We start from the raw sequence: 24,523 nt of genomic DNA, 5'->3' as shown, positions 1-24,523 counted from the left end.
GGCTTCCCTAGTACGATTGAATGATGAAGCGCAGCGTTGCGAGATCAAGATCCAACTCCTGCTTGCCCGCTTTCGCAAGCATCTCTTTGGTGTGCGTTGAATCGAAGCGGATCGAACGATGCCAATAGCTTTTGAAGACGGACAGCGGGGAGTTGAACTGTTGGCTCTCCGGCGTGAGCGGCCCCGCATAGCTGAAAGGTCTGATCTGTAAGTTGGGGAACGACAACCGCTCTTTGATCAGCTCAAAGATGTCGCCTTGTCGAGGTGGGTTGGGGTTGGTCACGTTGTAGATCGTATTGGCTTGGCCATGTTGCAGGGCGGTCGCAACCACATCGGCGACATAATCGACCGGAACGAGGTTCGCTGTCACAGCAGGGTCGCAGAGCAGCGTCTGAGTCTGCGCATCCCAGCCTTGCGATCTGCTGAGCCTGCGCCGGAAAATGTCTGCCGCCCGCAACAGCCCATAGAGCCCAAACGTCGTGTTCGCCTCCCCCGTCTTCGAATCGCCGATGATGATCGAAGGGCGAATGATCGAGGTGGGGAAATGGGTGCTGTACTCGCAAACCAAGTGTTCTGCGATGCATTTGGTGCGCTCGTATTCGTTGACGAAGCGGCGATCGGTCGAATAGAGCTGTTCGTGCCCGTCGAGCTCTTCTCCCAGTGTGAAGGCGGTGCTGATGTAAAAGAACTTCGGTGAGCCGAGCGCTTTGGCTCGTTCAAGCAACGCCTTGGTTCCGATCACGTTCGTTTGATAGGTTTCGGTCTGCTGGGCGGGGTCGAATGAAAGATAGGCGGCGGAGTGGATGATCGCATCCACCTGCGGTATCTGTTCAAGCGATTCTTCAGTCAGGGTTCCTTCGAGAAAAGAGATCGAAGCAGAGTTGGTCAACAGCTCGCCGAACACCTTTTGCGCCTTCGCTTTTTGGCGAACGAACAGGATCAGCTTGTGACCTTCTTGCAATAGTTTTTGCACAAGGTGCTTGCCCAAAAAGCCGGTCGCACCTGTAACAAGTAAATTCATTTCATCGCCTCCAGAACGATCTTCTACCATCTTCCGTTGAAAGTCAATTGTTAAACCTGATAAACTGCAGATCACGAAGCAAGGAATCGGTTTGAAGCTGGCCGGTTGACGAGACGACAGCAGAAAGCCACTCCTGATCGTCAGGAGTGGCTTTTGATCCACGCTTTGAACGAAGCGACATCGCGAGGCGGCCGCTGTCCGGCGCGCCAAGCTGCGGGCAACGCCTGCCAGATGTCGAGGAGCATCGGCATTTCCAGCCCGAGCGCTTCGATCTTTTCCACCTCGTGAAACACTTCCTCCGGAGTTCCCTCCATCACACACGTTCCCCGATCGAAGACCAAGATCCAATCGGCCCACGCATAGGCGAGGTTTAGATCGTGTGTGGCCATTACCAGCGTGATCCCTTGTTGATGAATCCGTTCGAGCTCGTCCACCAGCTGATGCTCCGATCGGCGGTCGAGAAAGGCGGTCGGCTCGTCCAGCAGGAGCAGCTCAGGCTGCAGCGCGAGCACGCCGGCCAAGGAGACGCGCTTTTTCTGCCCCAAGCTCAGGTGGTGCAGCGGCGTGTGCGCCAGGTGCGCGAGACCCATCTGTTCGAGGATGCTCTCGGTGCGCGATCTGATCTCCGGCTCGGGCAGCTTGGCGTTGCGCAGACCGTAGGAGACATCCTCATAAGGCGTGTGCAGGATCAGCTGCTGCTCCGGGTCTTGAAAGACCAGCCCGATGTTCTGCCGCAGCTTCGCCAGCTCCTTGTGCTGATAGGAGTAAGGCGCTCCCTTCCAGTGCAGCGCGCCCGACTTCGGACGGTGAATACCGATCGCGTGCAGGAAAAATGTTGACTTCCCCGAGCCGTTCTGGCCGCAGATCGCCGTTTTCTTCCCGGCGGGGATGCGCAGGGTCATCCCTTGTAATGCGAGGTGGCTCGTGCCCGGATAGGCGTAGGTCAGGTCTTGAACTTCAAGGATCGGCTTCATCTCATACCCCTCCATCTAAGCCACAGCTCCAAACTGATCAACAGCATCGCGCCGAGCAGCCCTTCCAGCAGGAAGCGCCTCGGCAGCGGCTGCGCCCGATCGGGTGCCAAGCCGAGATCATCTGTAAAACCACGTGCGATCAGCCCATGCGAAAGCCCGCGATACCTGTGCATCGTCTTGATGAACAGCCGCACGGTCAGCATCGCCACATCGCGCAGCTTTCCCGAAAAGCTGACATAGCCGCCGCGCGCGCGCTGTGCCACCATCATCTCCGCGGCAGTCTCCTCAAGCAGAAAGACAAACCGATACATGATCAGCGTGATCTCGATCACCAAACTCGGGATGCGCAACCGCTGCATCACTTGGAGCAGCTGCGGCACGGGGGTCGTGAAAATCACAAAAAACAAGCAGGTCACGCAGGCGGCGATCCGCGTGGCGAGCGTCGCTGCTTGGTACAAACCCGCTTGTGTCACATACAGCGTATAATCGGTGCCGGTCACGATCTCATAGCTGATCGCCGCCTCGCGCAGAGAGCCGGTCCTGCCGATCTCCAGCAGCAGGGCGGGCAAGCTGGAGATCAGGAACAGGCTGGAGATCCCAAACAGGATCAGATAGTAGCGCAGCGGAGTCTGCGCGCGCTTGATCGTCCAGTAGAGCATCCAAAGCGCGATGAGGATCTGAACGATCGGATGTGCAAAATAGGAGAGCAGAAACATCAGGGCAGCAAATCCGCACTTCCACAGCGGTGAAAGCGAGTAGAAGCGGCTGTTGTATGAGAGCGTGTCAATCCTTCTGATCATCATGCTTTCGACTTTGAGGATTTCCCCCTGATGATGCCGATCGCGTACCCGATGATGCCAGCGCCGATCGCCGCCTGCAGGGCGAACAGCATGCTTTCCGTCTCAGAAGGGAGCTCGGCAAGCGGCTCAAACCACGGCTCATAGCTAGGTGCGATCTCTTGAATCGCCTCCTCCGCCGCACCGTCCGCGCCGCCAAACTCCGCCTGAATGAAGAGCAGCGGCAACAGGGCTAACAGGATGACGACGAGGAGCATCGAAAGATTGATCCATACCTTTTTCAAGATTGCACAACCCCTTTCATGCGACGGCGAAGCGAAGTGAGCTCCTCCGAGTTATAGCGCTGCAGCCAGTTCCAGACCAGCACGGTGAGCAAGCCCTCGCTGATGGCGAGCGGAATTTGAGTGACTGCAAAGATGCTGCCAAACTTGGCGAAAGAAGCGAGCATCCCGCCTTCGACCGAAGGGAAGGCAAGCGCCAACTGGAGCGAAGTGACCACATAGGTGGACAGGTTGGCCATCATCGCGGCTGCGAAGATCGCAAGCTTCGGCTTGCCGGTCGCTTTGATCATCAGCAGGTAGACCGCATAGCCGACGAACGGTCCGGCAACAGCCATCGAGAAGGCGTTGGCGCCGAGGGTGGTCAGGCCGCCATGGGCGAGCAGAACCGCTTGGAACAGCAGCACGACCGAGCCTAAGACGCTCATCGGCAGCGGGCCGAACATCACGGTGCCAAGCCCGGTCCCGGTCGGATGCGAGCTGCTTCCGGTGACAGAGGGCAGCTTGAGCGCAGACAGGACGAAGGTGAACGCACCGGCCAGACCGAGCATCAGCTTCAGCTCGGGCGCTTCCTTGGTGATCTTGATCAGCGAGCGCACTCCGAGGATGAAAAATGGTATAAAGACAGCCCACCAGAACAGCGCCCATCCTGCCGGAAGAAACCCTTCCATGATGTGCATTGCGTGCGCCGGCTGCGGGGTGTTGACCACAAAATAGCTGGTCAAGCCGAATGTGGCCAACAGCAAAAACAGTGACTTTCGAGCTTTCATCTTGAACCTCCTCATCGTTTTTGAACGTAAAAAAACCAACCCCGATTGCCTTGGATTGGTCATAGGTATGCTGCACAAGTTGACGAAAGAACAGCATGATCGATTCGTTTCGTCCCTGTACACCGCTCCTTTCCGCGAAGGCGTGTGGGTGTAAACAAACGAGGTAGGTCTCCTGGCTTAGGATCATCATTCTCGCTCGCCTTCCCCGATCGAGATCGAGTGACTTCTTGAGTGAGAACTCCCCATTTACAGTGGCGGGACCGCTCGGGATTTGCACCCGATTCCCTGTTACCCCTTGCTCCGGCAAGGGCACCTGCTTGTTCGCGCTATTCGGTTGTGGTTTTAATACGTGTTACAGATTCTCGTCACAGCAGGGGAAATCCTTCTCCACCCGCCTGTTTCGCACAAATTTTCCTCGTTCGCTTGACCCTCACGCAACGTGAGGCAGTATGATGCAGATATCGGAGGTGATGATGTGTGGCCTACAGAGTAAAAGAGGTGGCCGATCTGGTCGGCGTGAGCGTGCGGACGCTTCATCATTATGATGAGATCGGTCTCTTGGCGCCAAGCTCGGTCAGCGAGGCTGGCTATCGGCTGTACACCGATCGGGAGTTGGAGCGGTTGCAGCAGATTCTCTTCTTCCGCGAGATCGGCTTTTCGCTTCAGGAGATCGGAGAGATCTTGGACAGTCCCGACTTCGATCGCAAAAGCGCGCTCGTCGCCCATCAAGAGATCCTGATGCAAAAGAAAAAGCGGCTGGAAGACATCATCGCAACGGTGAAGAAAACGATCGAATCGATCGAGGAGGGCATTGAGATGAGCGAAAAAGAGCTGTTTGAAGGGTTTGACATGACGCCGCTTGAGGAGCACAAGAAAAAATATTCGGCAGAAGCGCGGGCGAAATACGGGGACGAGGTGGTGGAGGCGGCCGAAAAGCGCACCGAGTCATACACGAAAGAGGACTGGGCGAAGATCACCGCCCGTCAGGAAGCGAACTATGCGAAGATCATCGCCGCCATGCACAACGGGCCGAGCGATCCGCAGGTGCAGGAGGCGGTCGCCGACCTGCGCCAGACAATCATCGACTATCATTATGACTGCACGCTGGAGATCTTTCGCGGGCTCGGCGACCTCTATGTCGCAGATGAGCGATTCACCGCGAACATCGACAAGTATCAGCCCGGTCTGGCTGCGTTCTTGCGAGAAGCGATGCATTTCTATTGTGACCAGTTGGAAAAGAAATCGTAAGCCGTTTCAGATCTCGCCTGCATGTGGGCGAGATCTTTTTTTGTAGGGTCGATTCGGCATTCGCCGTTGCTTTGATGAAGGGGGAGCGCATCACCCGAACGCTCCCTTGATTGTAAGCACTTGCTCATCCAGGATCGAAAGGTCCATTTGTTGAAACAGCAGAAGGAACGCATCCACAATTCGCGGATCGAAATGATGCCCCTTTTGCTTCACGATCTCTGCGACCGCTTCAACAGGCTCCCAGGCCTTTTTGTAAGGTCGCTCATGTGTCAAAGCATCATAAAAGTCGGCAAGAGCTACGATGCGGGCTTCAAGCGGGATCGCCTCCCCTTTGAGCCCGACCGGATAGCCGGAGCCGTCCCATTTCTCATGATGCGACTGGGCGATCGTTCGAGCCATTTTCAGAACTTTAAAGCAGCTCCCCTCCAAAATGCTGGCACCGATCATCGTGTGTGACTTCATGCGTTCAAACTCTGCAGGATCATATCTTCCAGGCTTCAACAGGAGTTCGTCAGGAATGCCGATCTTGCCGATATCGTGGAGAGGAGCTGCCATGCGGATCATGCTAACTTCCTGTTCGGTGAGGCCCAAGCCTTTCGCGATCAACCCGGACAGCCAACCTACCCGTAGCGTATGCTGTCCGGTCATATCGTCACGATATTCTGCCGCACGTCCGAGGAGCTGCAAAATCTCGATTTGCGCCTGTTGCAGCTCTTCCGTCCGCAGCTGTACTCTTTCTTCTAACGTGTCATTTTGCTGCTGCAGCTGTAAATGAAGATGCCTCGTCTTCAACAGATTGTTGATGCGGAGTATGACTTCCGTTCGGTCATACGGTTTCGTCAAGAAGTCGTTTACTCCCGCCTGCAGACCTCGCTGCTTCGCCTCAGAAGTCAGGTCGGCAGTGAGCATCAGCACCGGCAAGTAGCTGTCCGCTCCCGTGTGTTCGCGAATCAGTCTCAGCACCTGTAGCCCATCCATTCCTGGCATGTGCAAATCGAGCAACACGATATCCGGATCAACTTCGACGAGAAGATTTTGGATTTGCTGCGAATCCATCGTACTGTATATATTTTCAAATCCTGCACGGCGGAGAATCCGCTCCAGCAGGCTGACATTGTATTCCTGATCATCCACGATCAAGATCTTCGCGAGTTTGATTTCGTACATCGTTTTCTCCATTCCTTTATTTGCTCTTTGCCAATGCGTTCTGCATCTTCTCGAGCAACCGATTGAGTACGACCGGTTTGGTATCGAAGTCGTCGCACCCCGCTTGGTACGCTTTCTCTTCATCGCTTGCCATCGCGTGTGCTGTTAAGGCGATGATCGGAATATCTTTCGTCTCTGGAGCTTGTTTGATCACCCGGGTGGCCGTCCAGCCATCCAACACGGGCAAGCTCATGTCCATCAGGATCAGATCAGGCCGCTCTTGCATCGTCAGATCAACGCCTTGTTGTCCGTCTTCCGCCGTGATGACCCGAAACCCTTTGCGGGCAAGGCGGCGAGATAACATGTCGCGGTTCATTTCGTTATCTTCGATCAGAAGTATCGTCTGCAACTCGATCCACCTCCTTTTGATTTGCGCAAGATGCCAACATATCCTGTCGGGAAGTGCTGTGCGCTAGCTCTTTTGATCGATAGCAACGGTCAGAAACTGGCGAATTTCCGCGAGCAGCGATTGGTGATCGAACGTTCCTTTTTGAATGATGTTCTTCACATGACCGTTCAGCCTCATCCGTTCTTCCGCCGTGATCGACTTGGCTGTCACGACCACGATCGGAATCTCGCTCCAAGACTCCCGCTTGCGCAGCTCTGCTACGAATTGAAAGCCGTCCATCTCCGGCAGCATCAGGTCGAGCAGGATCAGTTTCGGGACTTCCTTCGCTATGCAATCCAGCGCTAGCCGGCCATTCTTGGCCTCAGTGACCGTATATCCCGCTTTTTGCAACAGCCGGGTCATCATTTCGCTTGTCGTCATGTCGTCTTCGATCACGAGGACAGATTGATCGTTACTGTCGGTGATATACTTGTTCATCACTTCGATCAGCCGATCCTTGTGCACCGGTTTTGTCAGAAATTCGGAAGCGCCGAGCGAATAGCCGAGATTCTTGTCGTTCGTCATCGACCAGATCACGACGGGGATGTCCTCCAGCTCCGGATCGTTTTTAAGCGCAGACAAGACGCTCCACCCATCCATGCTCGGCATAAGGATATCCAGACAGATCACCTTCGGGCGAAGCTTCTTGGCGAGCAGCAGTCCTTCCTGTCCGCTGTTGGCAAATGCCATCGTCCATCCCTCTTTGGCAAGATACCGCCGCATCAACTGCTGGTTGAACGGCTCGTCGTCGATGAGCAAAATGCTCACTTGGCTGGCCTCTTGCACATGCTCGCGATCGTCTTCTGGCAGATCAGCGACCAGCTCCTGCCCGGAGGGAGCTGCGGGCAGCCAGCAAGTGAATGTGCTGCCATGACCGAACTCGCTCTCGACGTCGATGTCGCCGCCCAGAATGTTGCAAAAGCGCTGGCTGATGGCCAATCCAAGACCGGTGCCACCATATTTGCGAGTCGTCGAAGAGTCGGCCTGTGTGAAAGGCTGGAAGAGCCGCTCCACCTGTTCGGGCGTCATCCCGATCCCTGTATCCTTGATCCGGAAGCAGTAGCCGGCCGTGTTGCCCCTATCTTGGTGATATACGTCAAAATCGACTCTACCGTCCTTGGTAAATTTGCTCGCATTGCTGAGCAGGTTGATCAAGATCTGACGCAGCTTTGTCACATCGGTTGTGATTTCACCTTTGATGGAGCCGACTTCTAAGCGGTTCCGATTCGCTTCGATAAGCGGCTTGACAGTCGTCATCACATCTTGAACTAGACCCTCTAAACTGCATGTCTCGAAGTAAATCTCCATTTTTCCAGCTTCGATCTTGGAAATATCCAAAATATCATTGATGAGTGAGAGCAGATGTTTGCCCGCTTTTCCGATCTTTCCGAGGTCCTCGACGAAGACCGGCTCACCGATCTCTTCCGCATCTTCCATCAGCATTTCACTGTACCCGATGATCGCATTGAGCGGAGTCCTCAGCTCGTGGCTCATATTGGCGAGAAACTGGCTTTTGATCAAATTCGCCTTGATCGCTTCATCATGAGCTTTTTCAAGCTGTGCGGTTCGCTCTCTGACCAATTCCTCCAAATGATCGTTCAACTGACGAAGTTCTTGGTTCATCAGATAGATCTCTTTTGTCTTTTTTTGAATCTCCGAGTCCTTATGGGAGAATCGCTTGGAGATGAAAATCCCGAGCAGAGAAAACCCGAGCGTAAATAATGTGCCTCCTGAGATCAAATAGGCGAGCCATTTTTGATCGAGCACCATCCCGAAAGTTGTCATCGAGTGGTCGCTCAGATGAAAATCGGCGGCCGTCATACCCGTATAGTGCATGCCGACGATCGCAGCGCCCATGATCATCCCGCTTCCGAGTTTCTTGACGATCTCGCCGCGCTCTCCATCTTTGCGAAAATAAAATGCCAACCATAAGGCAGCGATGGAGGCGACGATCGCGATGACGATGGAGAGAGCAAAGAAAAGCGGGTCGTATGTGATATTGACCAGCATGGCGGCCATGCCGATGTAATGCATAGCCGAAATGCCGATGGCGAGCACCATCCCGCCACCAAGCAGTTGGCGCAGCGTCAATCGATCGCGGCTGACGATATATAAAGCGATGAAGGACGCGATGATCGCAGCCAACACGGACATGAGAATAACCATCAGATCATAAGCGATCGGCACGGGAAGCGTGAAGGCGAGCATCCCGACAAAGTGCATCGACCAGATGCCCATCCCCATGGCGACAGCGCCGAATAAAAGCCAGAGCCAGCGTTTTTTTCCGGTGGACGTGCTGATCCTGCCTACCAGATCAAGAACGGTGTAAGAAGCTACAACCGCGACGACATATGAAAAGACGACAAGCATCATATCATAAGAACCGTGTACGTGCTCCATATTTCTCCTCTCCTTCTTTGAACCGATCCTTTATAAAATTTGACCGCAGAGCAATCGGACAGAAAAGCGTTGTTACAGCGATCGAGTTGGTTTCGTTGAATGATCGCAGGTTCGTGCTCGTCAGTCTTTACAAGGCGATTTGCTCAATAGCTGAAAAGAATTTGACATTGCGCTTTAATTTCCTGCTCATCATCTAAACAGTTTCCTTACTTGAGGGCAAAGATCGAAGCAAAGGCGAACGGAGGTTCCCTGTGGTATGATAAGAAGAGAAAAAAGGAGGTTTTTGGATGAGCGAACAAACGATTTCGCAGTTGGAAGCAGCTCGATCCTTCATGAAGGAGCAAGCGCGAGCGGTCGACCTCGCCCTGTTTGAGTATGAATTTGAAGCGGGGCCAGCAGATGCTGTCCTGCAAGCTTTGCGCGCCTATCAGAATGAAGATGGCGGGTTTGGCAAAGGGCTTGAGCCGGACATTCGCTGTGCCGCATCTTCCGCCTATGTGACGACGATCGGACTCCAATATCTAGCGCGGGTCGGTGCGGGTGAGGATCACGAGATGGTGCAGCAGGCGATCGGCTACCTGCTCGCCACCTTCAACTCGGAAAAAATCGGATGGGACATCGTGCCGCCAGCAGTGGAGCAAGCGCCTCGCGCTCCGTGGTGGAACTATGAGCCAGACCGCGAGGATTGGGGCAATCCGAATGCGGAGATCGTCGGGTATCTGCTGAAATATAGCAAATGGGTGCCAGCCGAGATGATCGACCGCCTGACCGATCATGCGATCAAGTATCTCGAACGATTGGAGAACTATGAGTTTCACGAGCTGCTCTGCTTTTTGCGCTTGCAAGAGCAGTTGCCAGAATCGTTGCGCGAACAGGTGGCCGGCAAGATCAAGGCGATCGTGGAGCACTGCGTGACGGTCGATCCCGCGCAGTGGGAAGGGTACGGGCTACAGCCGATTCAGGTGGTCACATCGCCTGCGTCCCCGTTCTATTCGCAATATGCGGACGTCGTTCAAAAGAATGTAGAACACCTGGCGAGCAAGCAGACCGAGTCGGGTTGCTGGGAGCCGACGTGGACGTGGGGTGGGCTGCATGAAGAGCTGTGGGAGCAGGCAAAAGTGGAGTGGAGCGGGCGTCTGACGGTCGATCATCTGCTGACCCTCCGCGCCTTCGACCGCCTCTGAGCATGAGCGAGCGATCGAGTGGACAGATTGGATAGAGAGGTGAAGAAGATGAAAGAAGAGCGGAACAAGCTCGCCACGTTTGCGGGCGGCTGTTTTTGGTGCATGGTCGCTCCCTTTGACGAGCAGCCAGGAATCATCCAAGTCGTCTCCGGCTATACGGGAGGGCATCAGGAGAATCCGACCTATGAGCAGGTGTGCTCCGAGACGACCGGACATTATGAAGCGGTGCAGATCACGTTCGATCCGGACATCTATCCGTATGAGAAGCTGCTTGAACTCTATTGGCAACAGATCGATCCGACCGATGCGGGCGGGCAGTTTTTTGACCGGGGTCAGTCCTATCAGACGGCGATCTTCTACCATGATGAAGAGCAGAAGCGAGCGGCGGAAGAATCGAAGCGGGCGCTGGCGGCCAGCGGTCGGTTTGACAAGCCGATCGCCACGCAAATCCTGCCGGCGACCGCCTTCTTTCCGGCGGAGGAGTACCATCAGGACTACTACAAGAAAAGTCCGATCCGCTACAAGATGTACCGGCACGGATCGGGGCGAGACGTATTTATTAAGAAGCACTGGACGCCTCGCAAAGATGAGCAGATGCTCCGCGCGCGGCTGACTCCGATGCAGTATGCGGTCACGCAAGAAAACGGGACGGAGCCGCCGTTTCGCAATGAGTTCTGGGATCACACGCAAGAGGGAATCTATGTGGACATCGTCTCCGGCAAGCCGCTGTTCAGCTCGCTCGACAAGTTCGATGCTGGTTGCGGCTGGCCGAGCTTTCATAAGCCGCTGGAGGCGTCGAGCATTGAAGAGCGGATCGATACCAGCCACGGCATGATTCGGACGGAAGTGCGCAGCAGCGAAGCAGACTCGCACCTCGGTCATGTTTTTGAGGACGGCCCAGGCCCGGAAGGATTGCGCTACTGCATCAACTCCGCCGCCCTCCGCTTCGTTCCGCGCGAAGAGCTGGAGCAGGAAGGGTATGGCGAATACTTGCATCTGTTTGATCGGTAAGGCATGCTGAAAATCATGACGTGTTCCCCTTAAGGTAGACAGGTAGGAAGTGAGCCACTCCTGTTTGATAAGAGGGGTTTTTCATGGGGAGATGCTGGTGTGCATACAAAAGGAGAGGGATGTTTCCCTCTCCTTACCTGATAGATCGCAGCAAATATCTATCGAAAACAGCAGGACAAGGTGCTTGCTTACCGATTCCGCACCTCATATCGAATCGTAAAGCTACCGTTCTCAATCGAGTAATTCGTCTCATCGTAGGCGTTGACCACATATTGCTCCGAAGAACTCGTTGCGCTGTACTTCGGTCTGTCGAAGAGCAAATTCAACGAGCCGCCCGGCAAGTTGTAAGTGAGTGTACCTGCCAAATGACTGCCCTCAGGCTCAGGTCGCGCATAGAACTTACATAAACCATACCCCTCATCGTCAGCTGGAATGTCGCATGGTTCCAATACCCATACACCACCGCCGAGAACGGATGAACGGCTATCGTATTGCAAATCAGCATCACTATAGTTTACTACTTTGATCGTAAGCTCTACCATCGTATCGGACATAGCATCAAAACCCCTCTTCTTTTGTTTAATATTTATTAAAATAATACGAAATATATTTGTGTTTGTCAATGTAAGTTGTTATTTTATGCTGATGAGGAAAAGATGGAGGAGTGGCACCAGTCCTTCTCACATGCGTACATGGTACAGATGTAAACTCTGGGCTTGTCGCCTGTGTCCGACTCGAATAGACAGTACCTAGACCCCAACAACGTGTTGTTGGGGTTTTTCTAGGTACGCCGCTTCTGCGCGATCTGTTCGAGCCACCTGCACCAGAACGCACGTACTTTTCGATCGAAGCTGGGACAGAGGTGGATCAGGTGGTACTTGTCATATCGGTGCCAGAGGCAAGCTCCTGCTGCATGAGCAGTTCGAGCACCCAGTGGCACCACTCCAAGTCGGAGTTGACGATCTGCAGCGAGCGCCTGATGAGGATATAGCTGCTAAACGCAGGGGAAAGTAGATCCATTGCGCCTGCATCCGCCTGAAAGTCGGAGCTGTACTTGTCGCGCAGCCCTTCCAGGTGCCGGAGACGCTTCTGGCAGGCGACAATTCGGTCTTCGAGGTGGCGCCGCAGTTCGGCGCGATCGCCCAGCCAACTGGCATATACTTTGATCAGCATCTCATCGCGGGTGACCAGGTCGGCGGAAGGCTGGGACAGCCAATCGCGCAAGGCGCTCAGTCCCGCTTCTGTGCTGGAATACACTTTTTTGTCAGGCTTGTCCGATTGCTCGACAAGGATGTGTTCAACATAACCTGCTTGCTCCATCTTGGAGAGCAGGGGATAGATCTGGCTGTGCTTCGCCTGCCAAAACGGTTGGATGCGCAACATCAGGTCGTAGCCTGACATCGATTCCCGGGTCAGCACGCTGAGCAAAGCGTAGGCTAATGAGTTCATATTTTCCTCCCTATATGTAACTGTTGACATATAGAACTGGCAAGCGTAAGATGGGTGTCATGCATTTGATTATATGTAACGTTTGACATATGGTCGACATTTCGCAATCGAGGGAGTGTTCACCGTGGAAGGGAACCAATCTGCAAAATTTTGGCCGATCATGATCGCCATCTTCGTGGGCGCCTTTTTGACCGCTCTCAGCACTTCGACGATCAATGTCGCCGTTCCTGTCCTCATGGAGCATTTCCATTCTGACTTGAGTTCTATTCAGTGGACGCTGACCGGTTTTTTGCTCGCGACGGGGACGATCGCACCGCTGACCGGCTATCTGGGGGAGCGGTATAGCTACAAGCGACTGTACTTGGTCTGCCTCTGTGGCTTTACGCTCTTTTCGCTGCTCTGCGCGCTGTCGTGGAACACCACATCGCTGGTCGCCTTTCGCACGATGCAAGGCGTGTTCAGCGGTCTGGTCATGCCGACGACGATGACGATGATCTTTCAGATCGTCCCGCGCAACCGGCAAGCGTCCGCTCTTTCGCTCTGGTCGCTTTCCACCATGCTCGGCCCGGCGATCGGGCCGACGCTGGCCGGAGTGATGATCGAGCATCTCAGCTGGCATTGGCTGTTCCTGATGAACGTGCCGGTCGGGCTGGTTGCCATCGTGCTGACCGTGCGCCTGATCCCCTATTTTCGCCTCAACGTGCCCAAGGGGTTTGATCTGTTCGGGCTGATCACCTGTATCGTGGGCAGCCTGTCCTTGTTGATCGCGCTGAGCAACGGGCATGAGTGGGGTTTTGCCTCCTTCAAAACGATCGGGTTGATCGCGTTCGGCCTGCTGGTTCTCGCCTCGTTCTTCTGGTGGGAAGTGAGGTCGCGAGCACCGCTGCTAAATGTGCGCGTGTTTCTGAACAAGCGCTTTTCGCTTTCGCTGATCGTCACGAGCATCGTCACGATGAGCTTGTATTCGGGCGCTTATCTGACGCCGCTCTTTTTGCAGACCATCTTGGGAGAGACGCCGCTGGTGACAGGCTTGGTGCTGTTGCCCGCTTCGCTGGTGATGGCGCTCTTGATGCCGTTCGTCGGACGCCTCTACCCGAAGACGGGCCCGATGCCGCTGATGATCGCAGGCGTGTTGCTCGTCTCCTTTGGCACGTGGATGATGTCAGGGCTGACCTTGGCAACCACCGCAAGCTACGTGATGCTCTGGATGATCGTGCGCAATGTGGGGATCTCCCTGTCGCACATGCCATCGAGCAATGCGGGGATGGAAGAGATTCCCCGCGAGCAGTCTGGCTATGCATCGTCGATCTCCAACTGGGTGCGAAACGTGATGGGCGCCTTTTCGATCGCGCTGTTCACGACGATCATCTCGTCTCGAACCGCGGTGTATCGGGAGCAGTTGATCGAGCAGCAGGTGGACAGCAAGACGATTCCTCACCTGTCGCTGCTGCAAGCGATGAACGATGTCTTCCTGTTGGCAGCACTGATCGCCTTGATCGGCCTGCCGATCTGCTTGATGATTCGCAAACGGAAAACAAGCCTGTCCGAAGCGTAGCGGACAGGCTTGTTTTTTCGTTTTGTAGCGAATGCCCGTCATCTTCTCTGCTGCAGCTCCTCGTCCAGCTCTTTCAACCTGCCCTCCACACGGATCATCATGATCACGATCTTCACCAGCATCAGTCCGGAGATGATCAGGATCGCGATCAACTCTTCGAACAGAAAGCTGATCAGAACGCCGATCAGGAAGGCGACGATGCTGTATTTGATCATCAGCTCCGCACTGTATTTGTTGCCTGCTCTCCACAGGTCTATATTTTTCATCGAACGAGAGGTACGATAGCCATAGAGGGCATTGATCTCTTTCGGTGGCTTATATTTCATGATCAGTCCCGATAGGATGAAGATGAGCGCGACGAGCGCAGCGTATCCAATGCTGACAAATACCATTTTTATCCTCCCCGTCTGTTGGAAGTATGGCGTAGCAGCCGCCTGCAACTGGATATGTTTTCTATTACTATACCAGAAGAGCGTTTCTCGTCTCTGTGAGAATGCAAGGGAAACAGCATTTCTTTTTGAAGCATCGGCACCTTGCCCGGGAGTGCTGTGCAAGGGCTGGTGGGGTTTAAGAAAGAAAAGGCGCGATCCATCCGGCTCAGATCGACGAGCGGGGCGAAGAGGCGCTCGATGTTTTGGCAAATCGTTTCTCAACCGCTTCGTTGAGAAGGAGGAACTGTCATGCCAGATTGGTCGTATCATCCACTGTTTAAGCCGCTACTGTTTCAACTTCCCGCAGCCACCGCGCGCAGGTTGACGCTCACCGCGATCAGCACGCTCGATCGACTGCCGGGCGGCCATCTGCTCTTGGAGCTGATGGGTCATATGAAGCCGTATCCGGAGCTTGCACGAACCGTCTTCGGCATCACCTTTCCGTCTCCGGTCGGGCTGTCGGGGCGTGTCGACCCAGAGCTGTTGGCGACGTCCGCCTTGAGCAAGTTTGGTTTTGGTTGGATCGAGGTCGGGCCGATCGCTTCGACCGCAGAGGCGGGGGCGGCAGAAGTTGTCCTCGCTCGCGAGGAGGAAGCGATCCTCTATCGCGGTGGCGCACAAGGCATCGATGTTGAGCAGGTGGTCGAGCGCTTGAAGCGGCAAAAGAAGGCGGTCGTTCCATTGGCGGTGCATGTGGCGGGAAGCCGGGCCGTCCAGCTGATGGAGCGAACGCGCGATGACGCGGATCTCTATATATTTGAAGGAACGGTCAGCGAGTATCGGTCGGTCAAGGAAAAGTTTGCACAGACGCCTGTGCTGTACGCTCTGGACGGGGAGCTCCCTGCAGAGGCTGAGGTGACGTTTGACGGCATCTATCTTGATGATCGCATGCCTGTCGAGGGCGGATTCCGCGATGATCGCGAGGGGAAGGGCAGAGCGCTTGCACGGTTGCGCGCGCTGAAGTCTTCCGGAGTGACAGTGCCGATCGTCGTGTCGGGCGGCATCTACGAACCACAGGATGCGATCGATCTGCTGGATGCGGGAGCCGATCTGGTCTTGCTGAGCAGCGGGTTTGTCTATTCGGGGCCAGGTCTGCCCAAACGCATCAACGAGGCGGTGCTCGATGAGCTGCGAAAGCGAGAGGTGCCGAGGCGTGCGGCAGGGAGCGACAGGTCGGGAACGCCTGGCTGGTTCAGCTGGTTTTTGATGGGGCTGGGGGTGCTGGTCGCAGGCATCCTCGCGCTTGTGGTCGGGTTGACCGATGTGATGTTAGCGCATGATGAAGAGTTTCTAGGGCTGTCCCGCGAGGCGGTCTCCCAGTGGAGTCCAGAGCTGTTCCGATTCATGTCCCACGACCGGATCACGCTGGCAGGGATCATGATCTCAGCCGGTCTGCTGTTCGCTCAGCTCGCTTGGCACAAAGTGCGCAGAGGGGAGCGATGGGCGATCGTCCTGTTTGCTCTCGCAGCCGGGTATGGGTTTCTCAACTTTCTCTATTCCTTCTTCGTCGGATATGTGGACGCCTGGCATCTGCTCTACAATGCGCTGATCTTACCGTTTTACATCTGGGGGCTCTGGCGGACGAAAGAGGTGTCGCTACCGCACGGTTCGACCAATCGGCAGAACTCGAAGGCGTGGCAGCGCAGCCAGATCGGGCAGCTGATGTTCGTCCTGTTGGGAGGAGCGTTGCTCACCGCGGGGGTGGTGATCTCGCTGATCGGCATGGGCGATGTGTTTGTCCAAGAGGATCTGTGTTATATCGGCGTGGCGCCCGAGGAGATCGATCGCTTCAATCAGCGGCTGATCCCGCTGATCGCACACGACCGCGCCGGATTTGGCGGGGCGTTGATCTGTGAGGGGTTACTGCTCTTGCTGATCAGCCTTTGGGGCTACCGAGAAGGGGAGCGCTGGCTGTGGTGGAGCTATCTGCTCGGCGGTTTTGCCGGGCTTGCGGCAGGGATCGGCGTGCACTTGAAGATCGGATACATCGATTTCTATCACTTGCTGCCCGCCTATATCGCCCTCGCGCTGTACCTGCTCGGGCTATATTTTTCCCATGCGTATCTGTGCAAGCGAAAACCACCTCGATGAGGTGGTTTTGTTGTATTATTTGCCGTCGAAGAGCCCGCCCTTTTTGTGCTGTTTGGCCACTTTGCGGTTGGAGTCGCTGATGCTTTTCTCCGGGCGGAGCTTCGATTTCTGACTGGCGTTCTGCGCCTTTTTGGCGTTGACGAGCTGTCTCATCTTCTCGATCTGATCATTCATGCGTTGTCGGTACCTCCATTCTGCCTTTCAGTTTCTGGCTGAGGATTAGGATTTCCTGCTTTTTGCAAAATAAAAGTGAGCGGAGCAGCCCGATCAAATCGGCTGTGACGGGGATGACTTCCCAGTCGGGGGAAATGGTATAATGGATGGGCGCTAAAGAAACGATATTTGAAAAATGGAGCTGAGAGGGTATCAGATGAGGATTAATAAATATATAAGCGGCACCGGACTTTGTTCGCGCCGGGAAGCGGACAAGCTGATCGAGGAACGGCGTGTGACGATCAACGGAGAGGTCGCCCAGATGGGCAGCACGGTCGAGCATGGCGACGATGTTCGAGTAAACGGAGAGTCGATCCGCGCAGGGGGCGATGGCGGTCGCAAGAAGCGAAGAAAGACGGTCTACATCATCCTGAACAAGCCGGTCGGCATCACATCGACGACAGACATCCGCGTGAAAGGGAACATCGTCGATTTTGTGAACCATCAGGATCGGATCTTCCCGATCGGACGGCTGGATAAAGACTCGGAAGGGTTGATCCTGCTGACCAACGATGGGGATATTGTCAATCGGATTTTGCGTGCCGAAAACAACCATGAGAAAGAGTATGTCGTCACGGTCAACAAGCCGATCACCCACGACTTTTTGAAGGGGATGGCCAGCGGAGTGCGAATTTTGAACACGACGACAAAGCCCAGCCAAGTGTTCCGCGTCAACGACAACACGTTTCGGATCATCCTGACCCAAGGGTTGAACAGGCAGATTCGGCGGATGTGCGAATCGTTCGGCTATCGGGTGCGGACGCTCAAGCGGATTCGGATCATGAACATTCGGCTCGAAGGGCTGAAGCTCGGGCACTGGCGCAATCTGACCTATAAGGAGCTCGCACAGCTGTTCGAGATGCTGGAATAGAGGCGAGCGGGCCGCTCCTGTGCGGCGTGATAGAACGTGGGGAGAGGGTGAGGAAGATGTTGAAAACTCCGATCGGGCGGTTGCGAGCGATTGGTTGGGTGGAAGGGGTATCGTTTTTGGTGCTGTTGCTCATCGCGATGCCGATGAAATATTGGATGGACATCCCGGGGCCGGTGACCGTTGTCGGCGCGATTCACGGTGTGCTGTTCATACTGTACATCCTCGCGGTCGTACAAGCGGCGGTCGTGCACAAGTGGTCGCTAAAGTGGATCGTGGGAGCGCTGATCGCGTCGTCCGTTCCTTTTGGTACGTTCGTGCTGGATGCGCGGTTGCGTCGCAAAGGGGAGTAGAGGAGAAGCGTCGAAGGCAGGGTGTACTTTCGACGCTTTTTTGTTGCGTTAGAGCGGTCGCGGGGCGAGGAGTGCAGGAAAGGATGCCGGACCGCTCGCGAGGGCGGCTGCGACAGTTCGTAGCTCCGATTCGCTAAAATTGCCCGCCAGCCAGACCAGTTGACCCTGATCCAGATAGTACAGCAGGGAGGCGCCGTCCGCTTCGGTGATCTGCCAAGCTTGCCGATCGCCGATCAGCACTTGTTTCGCGTTGGAGGCGGGAGAGAACGGTTGGTGCGGATAGGAACCGATCGCGAGAGCCTTTTCTCCGTGGGCGAACGTCCAAACTTTTCGATTGTCCATTCCGAATGTCGTTTGCAGGGTGATGAATCGTTCAAGCGGGAGTTCAATTCCGACCTTGATACGCGTATCGCTATGCAACGGCAAGGGAGCGTCGGTGGTCGCGTGCAGGTTCCACTCTCCGGCGTCATTGGAGAGAAAGAAGAAGTTGTAGCGATCTTCCGCGGTGTTCGGCACTTTGAGCGCGACGATGCTATCTTTTCCGATCGTTGCTTTCCACAGCACATCGTGCTCTGTGGGCGAGACCGTTTGATTTGTCTTAGAGATCCACTCGACCTGACTGAAAACGGAAGAGAGCGGTGTCTTCTTCTGATCCTGCGTGGCGCGTTTGGTTGAAATTGTGCCCAAATCGAACGGTTGGGCGAGAGGCGAGGTAGCGTCTTCAATCGTTTCGCTGGGAGCTTGCGCATCCATTGTTTCGTCTGATGAACAGGCTGACAGGATACCAGTTGTGCAGAGCAGGATGGCAAGCGAAATCATTTTCTTGTTCGGCATGATCAAAATACCTCCTGATGGCAATATTATACAGATGGTGGGTTAAAAAAGACAGATCCCTTTAAAATGAGCAGTGTATTTTTTTGATATAGAACCACGCTTTTGAGGAACAAGAACCGGAATTGATGAAAGAGGTGATCAGCTTGGCAGATTTTTTAAGCCTGGGCATTCGGCAGGAGCTGGATCGAGCGCTGAAGGCGGAAGGCATCATGGAACCGACCCCAATTCAGGAGCGAGCGATTCCAGAGGTGTTGGCAGGAAATGATGTGGTGGCGCAAGCGCAGACAGGCACAGGGAAGACGCTGTCGTTCGTCTTGCCGATCTTAGAAAAGGTGAATCCGGCGCGGGATGAGGTGCAAGCGCTGATCGTGACGCCAACGCGGGAGCTGGCGTTGCAGATCACAGCAGAAGTGAAGAAGGCGATGACGTTTCTCGACGGTGTGAACGCCTTGGCCGTGTATGGTGGACAGGATGTGGAAGCACAGCTCAAGAAGCTGAGACGTGCGGTTCATGTGGTAGTCGCCACGCCGGGACGGCTGTTAGATCATCTGCGCCGCGGGACGATCGATCTGTACGGCGTTTCGACGCTGGTGCTCGATGAGGCGGATCAGATGCTACATATGGGCTTTTTGCCAGAGGTAGAAATGATTTTGGACGAGCTGCCGTTGGATCGCCAGACGCTTCTGTTTTCGGCGACGATGCCCGATCAGGTGCGCAAGCTCGCCAATCGCTATCTGCGACTGCCTGTCGATCTGCAGGTGGAAGGCAAGCGCATCACTCTGGAGGGAATCAAACAGGTCGCGGTGGAGACGACCGATCGGTCGAAAAAGGATACGGTGATGAAGTTGGTCGATCAGCACCGACCTTATTTGGCGATCCTCTTCTGCCGGACGAGGCGGAGGGCGAGCTCGCTCAACGAAGCGCTGCAAGCGAACGGCTACCTGTCTGACGAATTGCATGGCGATCTGTCGCAGGCGAAGCGGGAGCAGGTGATGAAACGCTTTCGGGAGGCGAAGATTCAGCTGTTGGTCGCAACCGATGTAGCGGCGCGCGGCCTTGATGTCGAAGGGGTCACCCATGTGTTCAACTACGACATCCCACAAGATGTGGACAGCTACATCCACCGCATCGGGCGAACGGGACGAGCGGGTGAAGAGGGTGTCGCCTTTACGATCGTGGCACCGAAAGATCGCAACGAGCTGGCGATGATCGAAAAGGGAATCGGTCTGAAGTTGGAACGGCAGATGGGCGAAGGTCTTCGTCGACACCATGACGAGCCGTGGCCACCTCGTCAGCCTGAGCGAAGTGATCGTGAAGGACGACCGCGCGACCGCCGCGGCGCGTCAGATGAGCGATCAGGACGCAAGAGCGATTCGAGAGCAGGAGGAAGACCTGATTCGAGAGCGGGAGGAAGACCCGAATCGAGAGCAGGAGGAAGACCTGATTCGAGAGCCGGGGGAAGACCTGATTCGAGAGCGGGAGGAAGACCCGATTCGAGAGCGGGAGGAAGATCCGAATCGAGAGCCGGGGGAAGACATGATTCGAGAGCAGGAGGAAGACCCGATTCAAATGTGGGAGGAAGACCCGAATCGAGAGCGGGAGGAAGACCTGATTCGAGAGCGGGAGGAAGACCTGATTCGAGAGCGGGAGGAAGACCTGATTCGAGAGCAGGAGGAAGACCTGATTCGAGAGCGGGAGGAAGACCTGATTCGAGAGCGGGAGGAAGACCCGATTCGAGAGCAGGAGGAAGACCTGAATCGAGAGCAGGAGGAAGACCTGATTCGAGACCAGGTCGGGGGTCGAGCGATGGACGAAACGGAAGACGTGGGAGATAGTCGCAGTTGACCTCAACTAGATCGAGGAAGGAGTGAGGATATGAAGAGCGGACAAAATCGCAAAGACATCCATCCAGGCCTTCAGGTGGACATCGTTTTGAAACAGGATCAACGCACAGGCAAGACGACGCGAGGGATTGTAAAAGACATCCTGACCAACTCGCCGACGCACCCTCACGGCATCAAAGTCCGATTGCAAGATGGACAGGTGGGGCGAGTGAAGACGATCATCGAGTAAAAGTGCGATCGACTCGTTGCATGGTCGAGCAAAACTAGTTCCATGTACTGACTGCATGTCGATCAACCGAAACGGATTGCAGGAGCTCGCAGCTTGAGGCGAGCACAGATGCACAAAACGACACTCGCACGCCCAAAAGGCAGAGGCAAGTGTCGTTTTTTCATGCTGGAGCGGTAAACGGGAGGTAGGAAAGGGTTGCCTACATCTCTTGCAGTCGCTCCAGATAAATCGTGTTCAATAGCATGGCAGGGAATCGTTCGCCAGATTCTTGCTCTTCAACCACAAGCTGAGAGGATTCGATTGTGGGCAGGGAACTTACAGATCGGTTGGCGAGGTGGAACCCCTGCGCTTCTTTTTCTGGTGATAGGATTGTATCGATTTTGTATAACCCAGCTTTTCAAAGAATGGTTCGTTTCCAGGTTGGGCGCCAAAAAAGAGCGAGGTGGGGGAGAGCTCCCAGACAGACTCCATCAGTCGTTTGCCGATGCCGCGACCTTGATAGGCTGGATGCACCAAAATTTCGGGGATCGTGCCAAAAAAATATCCATCGGTCAAGAGCCGTGCACAGCCGATCAATCGCTGCCCATCCCAGGCGGTGAAATTGATCGTCTTCGCCAACGCCTGCGCCACCGATTCGACCCGATAGTCGCCAGGCCAAACCTCATTGGCCAAGGAGAGAAACACGGACGCATCGAGCGTTTCGTCCGGATGTGCATAGCGGATCGCTTTGGGTTGAAAAGATTTCATCACAACACCCCGATTCCTGAAGATTTTTGCAACTTCTCGCTCGGATGATCAATGTTCTCGCAGCTGGAGCGTGGAGCGAGATTGATCTCAGTGTTGCGCATTTCGCAGTGGGAAGTCAAGAAGGGAGTGCGCGATGAAAAAGTTGGGGAGACATCGGATGAAAAAGGGAGGCATGCAGGATTTCCGCTATTTTCGGACTGCAGTCAAATTCGCAAAAAGATAACGCGGGCTTTATGCCTTATCTTTTTTCATATATACCTATACAATTCGCTAGCTTTTAAGTTCATGCAAGCGAAGAGTAAGTACACTTTATCGTCGATAGCTAGAGTCGAAATCGTCGATAGCTAGAGTCGAATGATGGTGTGTATTTCGAGGTGATCCCCTTGCCGACCAACACCCGGTGCTGGTTCACCCTGATCGACTTGCGCAAGGTGAAATCGATCCGAATCTTTGAATGCAAAGGCGGGCTAGGCCGTGGTATATATGATAAGAGCGAGTTGCAGAAGCAAGCGTAAGGAAATGGGGTTCCTTTAGAGAGTTCCCTTCCAACGAATTAAACGAGGAAATGATTAGTTCGATTTGACGAATAGGCTGGTTTGTTGTGGTGAATCAAGTGTCATAACTTCCTGATGGCGAAACATGAGAGGTTTTTCTTTTGTCCAATATTCGAGTCACTTTACGCAAAAGTAAAACTAAAGAAGCAAGGGTAGTTAATCAAGAGAATTATAGTTCGAAAAGGTTGTATACTCATCATCCTTGGAATCCGTTATTCGTGCCGATAGGAGAAATCCTGTCGTTTTTTTGTGTTGTAAGGGGTTCATCTAAAAGAGGACTCGGTTTCTTATGAAATAATATTTGCCGGCCGTTGATATACATAGAACGGTGCATTATAAAAGTATAAAATAAAAAACATTTTCCATTTGTAATAAATATGTTATTATGAGCAAAAATGGGAGAAGGAGAGTTGTGAATTGTGAACAGAAAAAAACAATGGACTTTTGGCTCAGTCGTTTTTTTAGTAGCCGCTACAATGACTGCAGATAGCGTAAGTGCAGGAGGTACATTTACTGTACTCGGGGTTTCAAAATATGACGCGCCAACGATGGGGAATCTTGACAACGATGATGCCTATGTTTTTCGGAATAATTTGCTTTCAAATTCAAACTGGTCTTTAACCAAGGAATTCTACGATAGTAACGTTTGGGATACGGATTTTGTTAATTATGGAAATAAAAGTGATATATTAATGTTTACGGGTCACGGAAGCATCTTAGGTCGATTGTGTTTGGCTCAATATAGAACAACAAACCCAAACCCGCGAATAAATTATGTAGACTGGAATACGATCGGTAGTCAATGGATAGGGTGGGATGATACTGTTGACCATGATTTAGAGTGGGCAGTCTTTATGTCTTGTGATGATTTAGTTCAAAATGGTTGGGGGAGAACACTAGCAAATGGTGTTCATCACATTTTTGGATACAAAGGAATTTCTTATGAAACAAAAGATGATTCGGTAATCAACTCCTTTCAAATTAGATTTATGGGAATTAATAGAACTCCTGAGACGATGATTAATGCTTGGATCAATGCAAATGTCTTATGTCAGGAACCCAACTGGGCAATAACAGGTCACAAAGGAAATGAGAGAGACTATTTTCACTTCGTAAGTACAGGTGCTACTGCAGATATTTCAGGAACAAGCGATATCTATCATTGGTCCGGGGCAGGCAGTTACTATTTAGACGTTTCAAAGAGTGGATCAATGATTAAAGATGTAGAAGAAAAAAACAGACCGTTAGGTAAGTTGAAAATCAAACATGAAAAACTAGACTACACGAAACTTTTGGATAAAATATTCAAGGGTAAATTCAAGGAATTAGGTGGATCTGAGTTTGGTTCAATAGTTTATAGCGACGGCCTTTCAGATTTAAGTGTTTATCCTTCAGGAGCGATACTCTTTGAAACTAGAGGAAATAGTCTTGAAAGTGTGAACTTCGGAGAAGAAACCGCGGTAAAGAAAGCGGAAGAGTTCATAAATGAACATGGAGGACTACCCAGTGATGCTTTGCTGAAAGAAGTAATCCCATTTAAAATGGTCCAACAAGAAGGAAATCAGGAGCAGGTATATGCCTATCAGATAAAATATCAACACAACTTCGAGGGGGTTCCAATCTCGGGGGAAATGGGGGACGCTATCACCCTTCTTGTTGATAATAGTGGGATTCGTTTTTATTTTAGAAACTGGACACAGGTTGACTCTAAAGTGGAGAATTCTATTAAAGATTCTATCAATGAGGAGAGGGTAATTGAACTAGCGAAAAAGAACTTACCAAAGAAAATGAAAGGTATTGCAGAGAAAGAGATTGAGTTCCGAAATGTTGAGCTTGTCTATTGGTCAAAGCCATTTATGGTTGATCAGGAAGAATTGTCTCCCGCGTGGAAGGTCAGTACAAATCAGGGGGATATTTACATCGACGCTCATAATGGTCAAATTCTAGATGAAGAGCCGTTGTTAAAAGCATCTAATCGTTTTGTCATTGATGAAGATAGCATATTGGAGGGATCTTCAAAAAAATAAACAATCTGAACAAGATCTAGTTATACATGTTTGTATAGCTAGATCTTTCGA

24 protein-coding genes and 1 riboswitch are annotated in these 24,523 nt (G+C 53.4%); of the genes, 10 read left to right on the top strand and 14 right to left on the bottom strand.

Annotation, left to right across the window (positions count from 1 at the left end):
• Positions 1 to 7: 7 nt before the first annotated feature.
• The 5 genes from ACFSOY_RS10445 to ACFSOY_RS10425 form a co-directional block, all read right to left on the bottom strand.
• Complete coding sequence (locus tag ACFSOY_RS10445) at positions 8 to 1,021, bottom strand: SDR family oxidoreductase (RefSeq protein WP_386046356.1); 1,014 nt, start codon at positions 1,019 to 1,021, stop codon at positions 8 to 10.
• Positions 1,022 to 1,161: 140 nt separating this feature from the next.
• Positions 1,162 to 1,995: an energy-coupling factor ABC transporter ATP-binding protein gene (locus tag ACFSOY_RS10440; RefSeq protein ID WP_386046354.1), complete on the bottom strand. Its 834-nt coding sequence runs from the start codon at positions 1,993 to 1,995 to the stop codon at positions 1,162 to 1,164.
• On the bottom strand, positions 1,992 to 2,795 hold the full coding sequence (gene cbiQ / locus ACFSOY_RS10435; protein ID WP_386046352.1) for a cobalt ECF transporter T component CbiQ: 804 nt from the start codon (positions 2,793 to 2,795) through the stop codon (positions 1,992 to 1,994). Before cbiQ ends, ACFSOY_RS10440 begins: the two co-directional genes overlap by 4 nt.
• Entirely contained in the window at positions 2,795 to 3,076 is a 282-nt protein-coding gene (locus ACFSOY_RS10430; protein ID WP_386046350.1) for an energy-coupling factor ABC transporter substrate-binding protein, read from the bottom strand. Before ACFSOY_RS10430 ends, cbiQ begins: the two co-directional genes overlap by 1 nt.
• Positions 3,073 to 3,840: an energy-coupling factor ABC transporter permease gene (locus ACFSOY_RS10425; protein WP_386046348.1), complete on the bottom strand. Its 768-nt coding sequence runs from the start codon at positions 3,838 to 3,840 to the stop codon at positions 3,073 to 3,075. Before ACFSOY_RS10425 ends, ACFSOY_RS10430 begins: the two co-directional genes overlap by 4 nt.
• Before the next feature lie 144 nt (positions 3,841 to 3,984).
• Positions 3,985 to 4,172, bottom strand: a riboswitch (cobalamin riboswitch).
• A gap of 145 nt (positions 4,173 to 4,317) precedes the next feature.
• Between ACFSOY_RS10425 and ACFSOY_RS10420 the strand changes: the two genes are divergently transcribed.
• Positions 4,318 to 5,088: a MerR family transcriptional regulator gene (locus ACFSOY_RS10420; protein WP_386046346.1), complete on the top strand. Its 771-nt coding sequence runs from the start codon at positions 4,318 to 4,320 to the stop codon at positions 5,086 to 5,088.
• A gap of 90 nt (positions 5,089 to 5,178) precedes the next feature.
• Here ACFSOY_RS10420 and ACFSOY_RS10415 read toward each other — a convergent pair whose 3' ends face one another.
• From ACFSOY_RS10415 to ACFSOY_RS10405, 3 genes are all read right to left on the bottom strand, one after another.
• On the bottom strand, positions 5,179 to 6,255 hold the full coding sequence (locus ACFSOY_RS10415) for an HD domain-containing phosphohydrolase (protein WP_386046344.1): 1,077 nt from the start codon (positions 6,253 to 6,255) through the stop codon (positions 5,179 to 5,181).
• A gap of 16 nt (positions 6,256 to 6,271) precedes the next feature.
• Complete coding sequence (locus ACFSOY_RS10410) at positions 6,272 to 6,643, bottom strand: response regulator (protein WP_386046342.1); 372 nt, start codon at positions 6,641 to 6,643, stop codon at positions 6,272 to 6,274.
• Between the two features lie 63 nt (positions 6,644 to 6,706).
• The gene (locus ACFSOY_RS10405; protein ID WP_386046340.1) at positions 6,707 to 9,082 is read right to left on the bottom strand and encodes an MHYT domain-containing protein; all 2,376 of its coding nucleotides are present in this window, start codon (positions 9,080 to 9,082) and stop codon (positions 6,707 to 6,709) included.
• A 287-nt stretch (positions 9,083 to 9,369) separates the two neighbouring features.
• On the opposite strand from ACFSOY_RS10405, the gene ACFSOY_RS10400 reads away from it, so the two are divergent.
• Positions 9,370 to 10,266: a hypothetical protein gene (locus ACFSOY_RS10400; protein WP_386046338.1), complete on the top strand. Its 897-nt coding sequence runs from the start codon at positions 9,370 to 9,372 to the stop codon at positions 10,264 to 10,266.
• Positions 10,267 to 10,314: 48 nt separating this feature from the next.
• On the top strand, positions 10,315 to 11,277 hold the full coding sequence (gene msrA / locus ACFSOY_RS10395; protein WP_386046336.1) for a peptide-methionine (S)-S-oxide reductase MsrA: 963 nt from the start codon (positions 10,315 to 10,317) through the stop codon (positions 11,275 to 11,277).
• Positions 11,278 to 11,465: 188 nt separating this feature from the next.
• Here the strand turns inward: msrA and ACFSOY_RS10390 are convergent, their stop codons facing one another.
• Positions 11,466 to 11,831, bottom strand: coding sequence for a hypothetical protein (locus ACFSOY_RS10390; RefSeq protein ID WP_386046334.1), 366 nt, complete (start codon positions 11,829 to 11,831; stop codon positions 11,466 to 11,468).
• 313 nt (positions 11,832 to 12,144) lie between these two features.
• On the bottom strand, positions 12,145 to 12,726 hold the full coding sequence (locus ACFSOY_RS10385; protein ID WP_386046332.1) for a PadR family transcriptional regulator: 582 nt from the start codon (positions 12,724 to 12,726) through the stop codon (positions 12,145 to 12,147).
• A gap of 124 nt (positions 12,727 to 12,850) precedes the next feature.
• Here ACFSOY_RS10385 and ACFSOY_RS10380 point away from each other — a divergent pair, with 124 nt between their 5' ends.
• On the top strand, positions 12,851 to 14,281 hold the full coding sequence (locus ACFSOY_RS10380; RefSeq protein ID WP_386046330.1) for an MDR family MFS transporter: 1,431 nt from the start codon (positions 12,851 to 12,853) through the stop codon (positions 14,279 to 14,281).
• 38 nt (positions 14,282 to 14,319) lie between these two features.
• Here ACFSOY_RS10380 and ACFSOY_RS10375 read toward each other — a convergent pair whose 3' ends face one another.
• On the bottom strand, positions 14,320 to 14,673 hold the full coding sequence (locus tag ACFSOY_RS10375) for an SdpI family protein (RefSeq protein WP_386046328.1): 354 nt from the start codon (positions 14,671 to 14,673) through the stop codon (positions 14,320 to 14,322).
• A gap of 288 nt (positions 14,674 to 14,961) precedes the next feature.
• Between ACFSOY_RS10375 and ACFSOY_RS10370 the strand changes: the two genes are divergently transcribed.
• Positions 14,962 to 16,803, top strand: a complete 1,842-nt coding sequence (locus ACFSOY_RS10370) for a dihydroorotate dehydrogenase (RefSeq protein ID WP_386046326.1) — start codon at positions 14,962 to 14,964, stop codon at positions 16,801 to 16,803.
• A gap of 15 nt (positions 16,804 to 16,818) precedes the next feature.
• Here ACFSOY_RS10370 and ACFSOY_RS10365 read toward each other — a convergent pair whose 3' ends face one another.
• Complete coding sequence (locus ACFSOY_RS10365) at positions 16,819 to 16,977, bottom strand: hypothetical protein (protein WP_386046324.1); 159 nt, start codon at positions 16,975 to 16,977, stop codon at positions 16,819 to 16,821.
• A 196-nt stretch (positions 16,978 to 17,173) separates the two neighbouring features.
• Here ACFSOY_RS10365 and rluF point away from each other — a divergent pair, with 196 nt between their 5' ends.
• Positions 17,174 to 17,887, top strand: a complete 714-nt coding sequence (rluF, locus tag ACFSOY_RS10360; protein WP_386046322.1) for a 23S rRNA pseudouridine(2604) synthase RluF — start codon at positions 17,174 to 17,176, stop codon at positions 17,885 to 17,887.
• 56 nt (positions 17,888 to 17,943) lie between these two features.
• The gene (locus ACFSOY_RS10355) at positions 17,944 to 18,237 is read left to right on the top strand and encodes a DUF3817 domain-containing protein (protein WP_386046320.1); all 294 of its coding nucleotides are present in this window, start codon (positions 17,944 to 17,946) and stop codon (positions 18,235 to 18,237) included.
• A gap of 48 nt (positions 18,238 to 18,285) precedes the next feature.
• Here the strand turns inward: ACFSOY_RS10355 and ACFSOY_RS10350 are convergent, their stop codons facing one another.
• A complete protein-coding gene (locus ACFSOY_RS10350; protein WP_386046318.1) occupies positions 18,286 to 19,071 on the bottom strand; it encodes a hypothetical protein in 786 nt (261 codons plus the stop codon).
• A gap of 125 nt (positions 19,072 to 19,196) precedes the next feature.
• On the opposite strand from ACFSOY_RS10350, the gene ACFSOY_RS10345 reads away from it, so the two are divergent.
• Both ACFSOY_RS10345 and ACFSOY_RS10340 read left to right on the top strand, forming a co-directional pair.
• Positions 19,197 to 20,906: a DEAD/DEAH box helicase gene (locus ACFSOY_RS10345; protein WP_417852005.1), complete on the top strand. Its 1,710-nt coding sequence runs from the start codon at positions 19,197 to 19,199 to the stop codon at positions 20,904 to 20,906.
• A gap of 40 nt (positions 20,907 to 20,946) precedes the next feature.
• Positions 20,947 to 21,144 (top strand): YwbE family protein, encoded by a 198-nt coding sequence (locus ACFSOY_RS10340; protein ID WP_386046316.1) that lies wholly within the window; start codon positions 20,947 to 20,949, stop codon positions 21,142 to 21,144.
• Between the two features lie 315 nt (positions 21,145 to 21,459).
• On the opposite strand, the gene ACFSOY_RS10335 is transcribed toward ACFSOY_RS10340, so the two are convergent.
• The gene (locus tag ACFSOY_RS10335; RefSeq protein WP_386046314.1) at positions 21,460 to 21,891 is read right to left on the bottom strand and encodes a GNAT family N-acetyltransferase; all 432 of its coding nucleotides are present in this window, start codon (positions 21,889 to 21,891) and stop codon (positions 21,460 to 21,462) included.
• Between the two features lie 973 nt (positions 21,892 to 22,864).
• Here ACFSOY_RS10335 and ACFSOY_RS10330 point away from each other — a divergent pair.
• Positions 22,865 to 24,472, top strand: a complete 1,608-nt coding sequence (locus tag ACFSOY_RS10330) for a DUF6345 domain-containing protein (protein WP_386046312.1) — start codon at positions 22,865 to 22,867, stop codon at positions 24,470 to 24,472.
• The last annotated feature ends 51 nt before the right edge of the window (positions 24,473 to 24,523 follow it).

It is taken from the genome of Tumebacillus lipolyticus (genome assembly GCF_042682745.1).
GTDB classification, from domain to species: Bacteria; Bacillota; Bacilli; order Tumebacillales; family Tumebacillaceae; genus Tumebacillus_A; species Tumebacillus_A lipolyticus.
This window is presented reverse-complemented; position numbering and strand designations above follow the sequence as displayed.

Coding starts and splice junctions, on each gene's coding strand:
- ACFSOY_RS10445 (WP_386046356.1), bottom strand. CDS start 1,021: ATGAATTTACTTGTTACAGGTGCGACCGGCTTTTTGGGCAAGCACCTT.
- ACFSOY_RS10440 (WP_386046354.1), bottom strand. CDS start 1,995: ATGAAGCCGATCCTTGAAGTTCAAGACCTGACCTACGCCTATCCGGGC.
- cbiQ (WP_386046352.1), bottom strand. CDS start 2,795: ATGATCAGAAGGATTGACACGCTCTCATACAACAGCCGCTTCTACTCG.
- ACFSOY_RS10425 (WP_386046348.1), bottom strand. CDS start 3,840: ATGAAAGCTCGAAAGTCACTGTTTTTGCTGTTGGCCACATTCGGCTTG.
- ACFSOY_RS10415 (WP_386046344.1), bottom strand. CDS start 6,255: ATGTACGAAATCAAACTCGCGAAGATCTTGATCGTGGATGATCAGGAA.
- ACFSOY_RS10405 (WP_386046340.1), bottom strand. CDS start 9,082: ATGGAGCACGTACACGGTTCTTATGATATGATGCTTGTCGTCTTTTCA.
- ACFSOY_RS10400 (WP_386046338.1), top strand. CDS start 9,370: ATGAGCGAACAAACGATTTCGCAGTTGGAAGCAGCTCGATCCTTCATG.
- msrA (WP_386046336.1), top strand. CDS start 10,315: ATGAAAGAAGAGCGGAACAAGCTCGCCACGTTTGCGGGCGGCTGTTTT.
- ACFSOY_RS10390 (WP_386046334.1), bottom strand. CDS start 11,831: ATGTCCGATACGATGGTAGAGCTTACGATCAAAGTAGTAAACTATAGT.
- ACFSOY_RS10385 (WP_386046332.1), bottom strand. CDS start 12,726: ATGAACTCATTAGCCTACGCTTTGCTCAGCGTGCTGACCCGGGAATCG.
- ACFSOY_RS10375 (WP_386046328.1), bottom strand. CDS start 14,673: ATGGTATTTGTCAGCATTGGATACGCTGCGCTCGTCGCGCTCATCTTC.
- ACFSOY_RS10370 (WP_386046326.1), top strand. CDS start 14,962: ATGCCAGATTGGTCGTATCATCCACTGTTTAAGCCGCTACTGTTTCAA.
- ACFSOY_RS10365 (WP_386046324.1), bottom strand. CDS start 16,977: ATGAATGATCAGATCGAGAAGATGAGACAGCTCGTCAACGCCAAAAAG.
- rluF (WP_386046322.1), top strand. CDS start 17,174: ATGAGGATTAATAAATATATAAGCGGCACCGGACTTTGTTCGCGCCGG.
- ACFSOY_RS10355 (WP_386046320.1), top strand. CDS start 17,944: ATGTTGAAAACTCCGATCGGGCGGTTGCGAGCGATTGGTTGGGTGGAA.
- ACFSOY_RS10350 (WP_386046318.1), bottom strand. CDS start 19,071: ATGCCGAACAAGAAAATGATTTCGCTTGCCATCCTGCTCTGCACAACT.
- ACFSOY_RS10345 (WP_417852005.1), top strand. CDS start 19,197: ATGAAAGAGGTGATCAGCTTGGCAGATTTTTTAAGCCTGGGCATTCGG.
- ACFSOY_RS10340 (WP_386046316.1), top strand. CDS start 20,947: ATGAAGAGCGGACAAAATCGCAAAGACATCCATCCAGGCCTTCAGGTG.
- ACFSOY_RS10335 (WP_386046314.1), bottom strand. CDS start 21,891: ATGAAATCTTTTCAACCCAAAGCGATCCGCTATGCACATCCGGACGAA.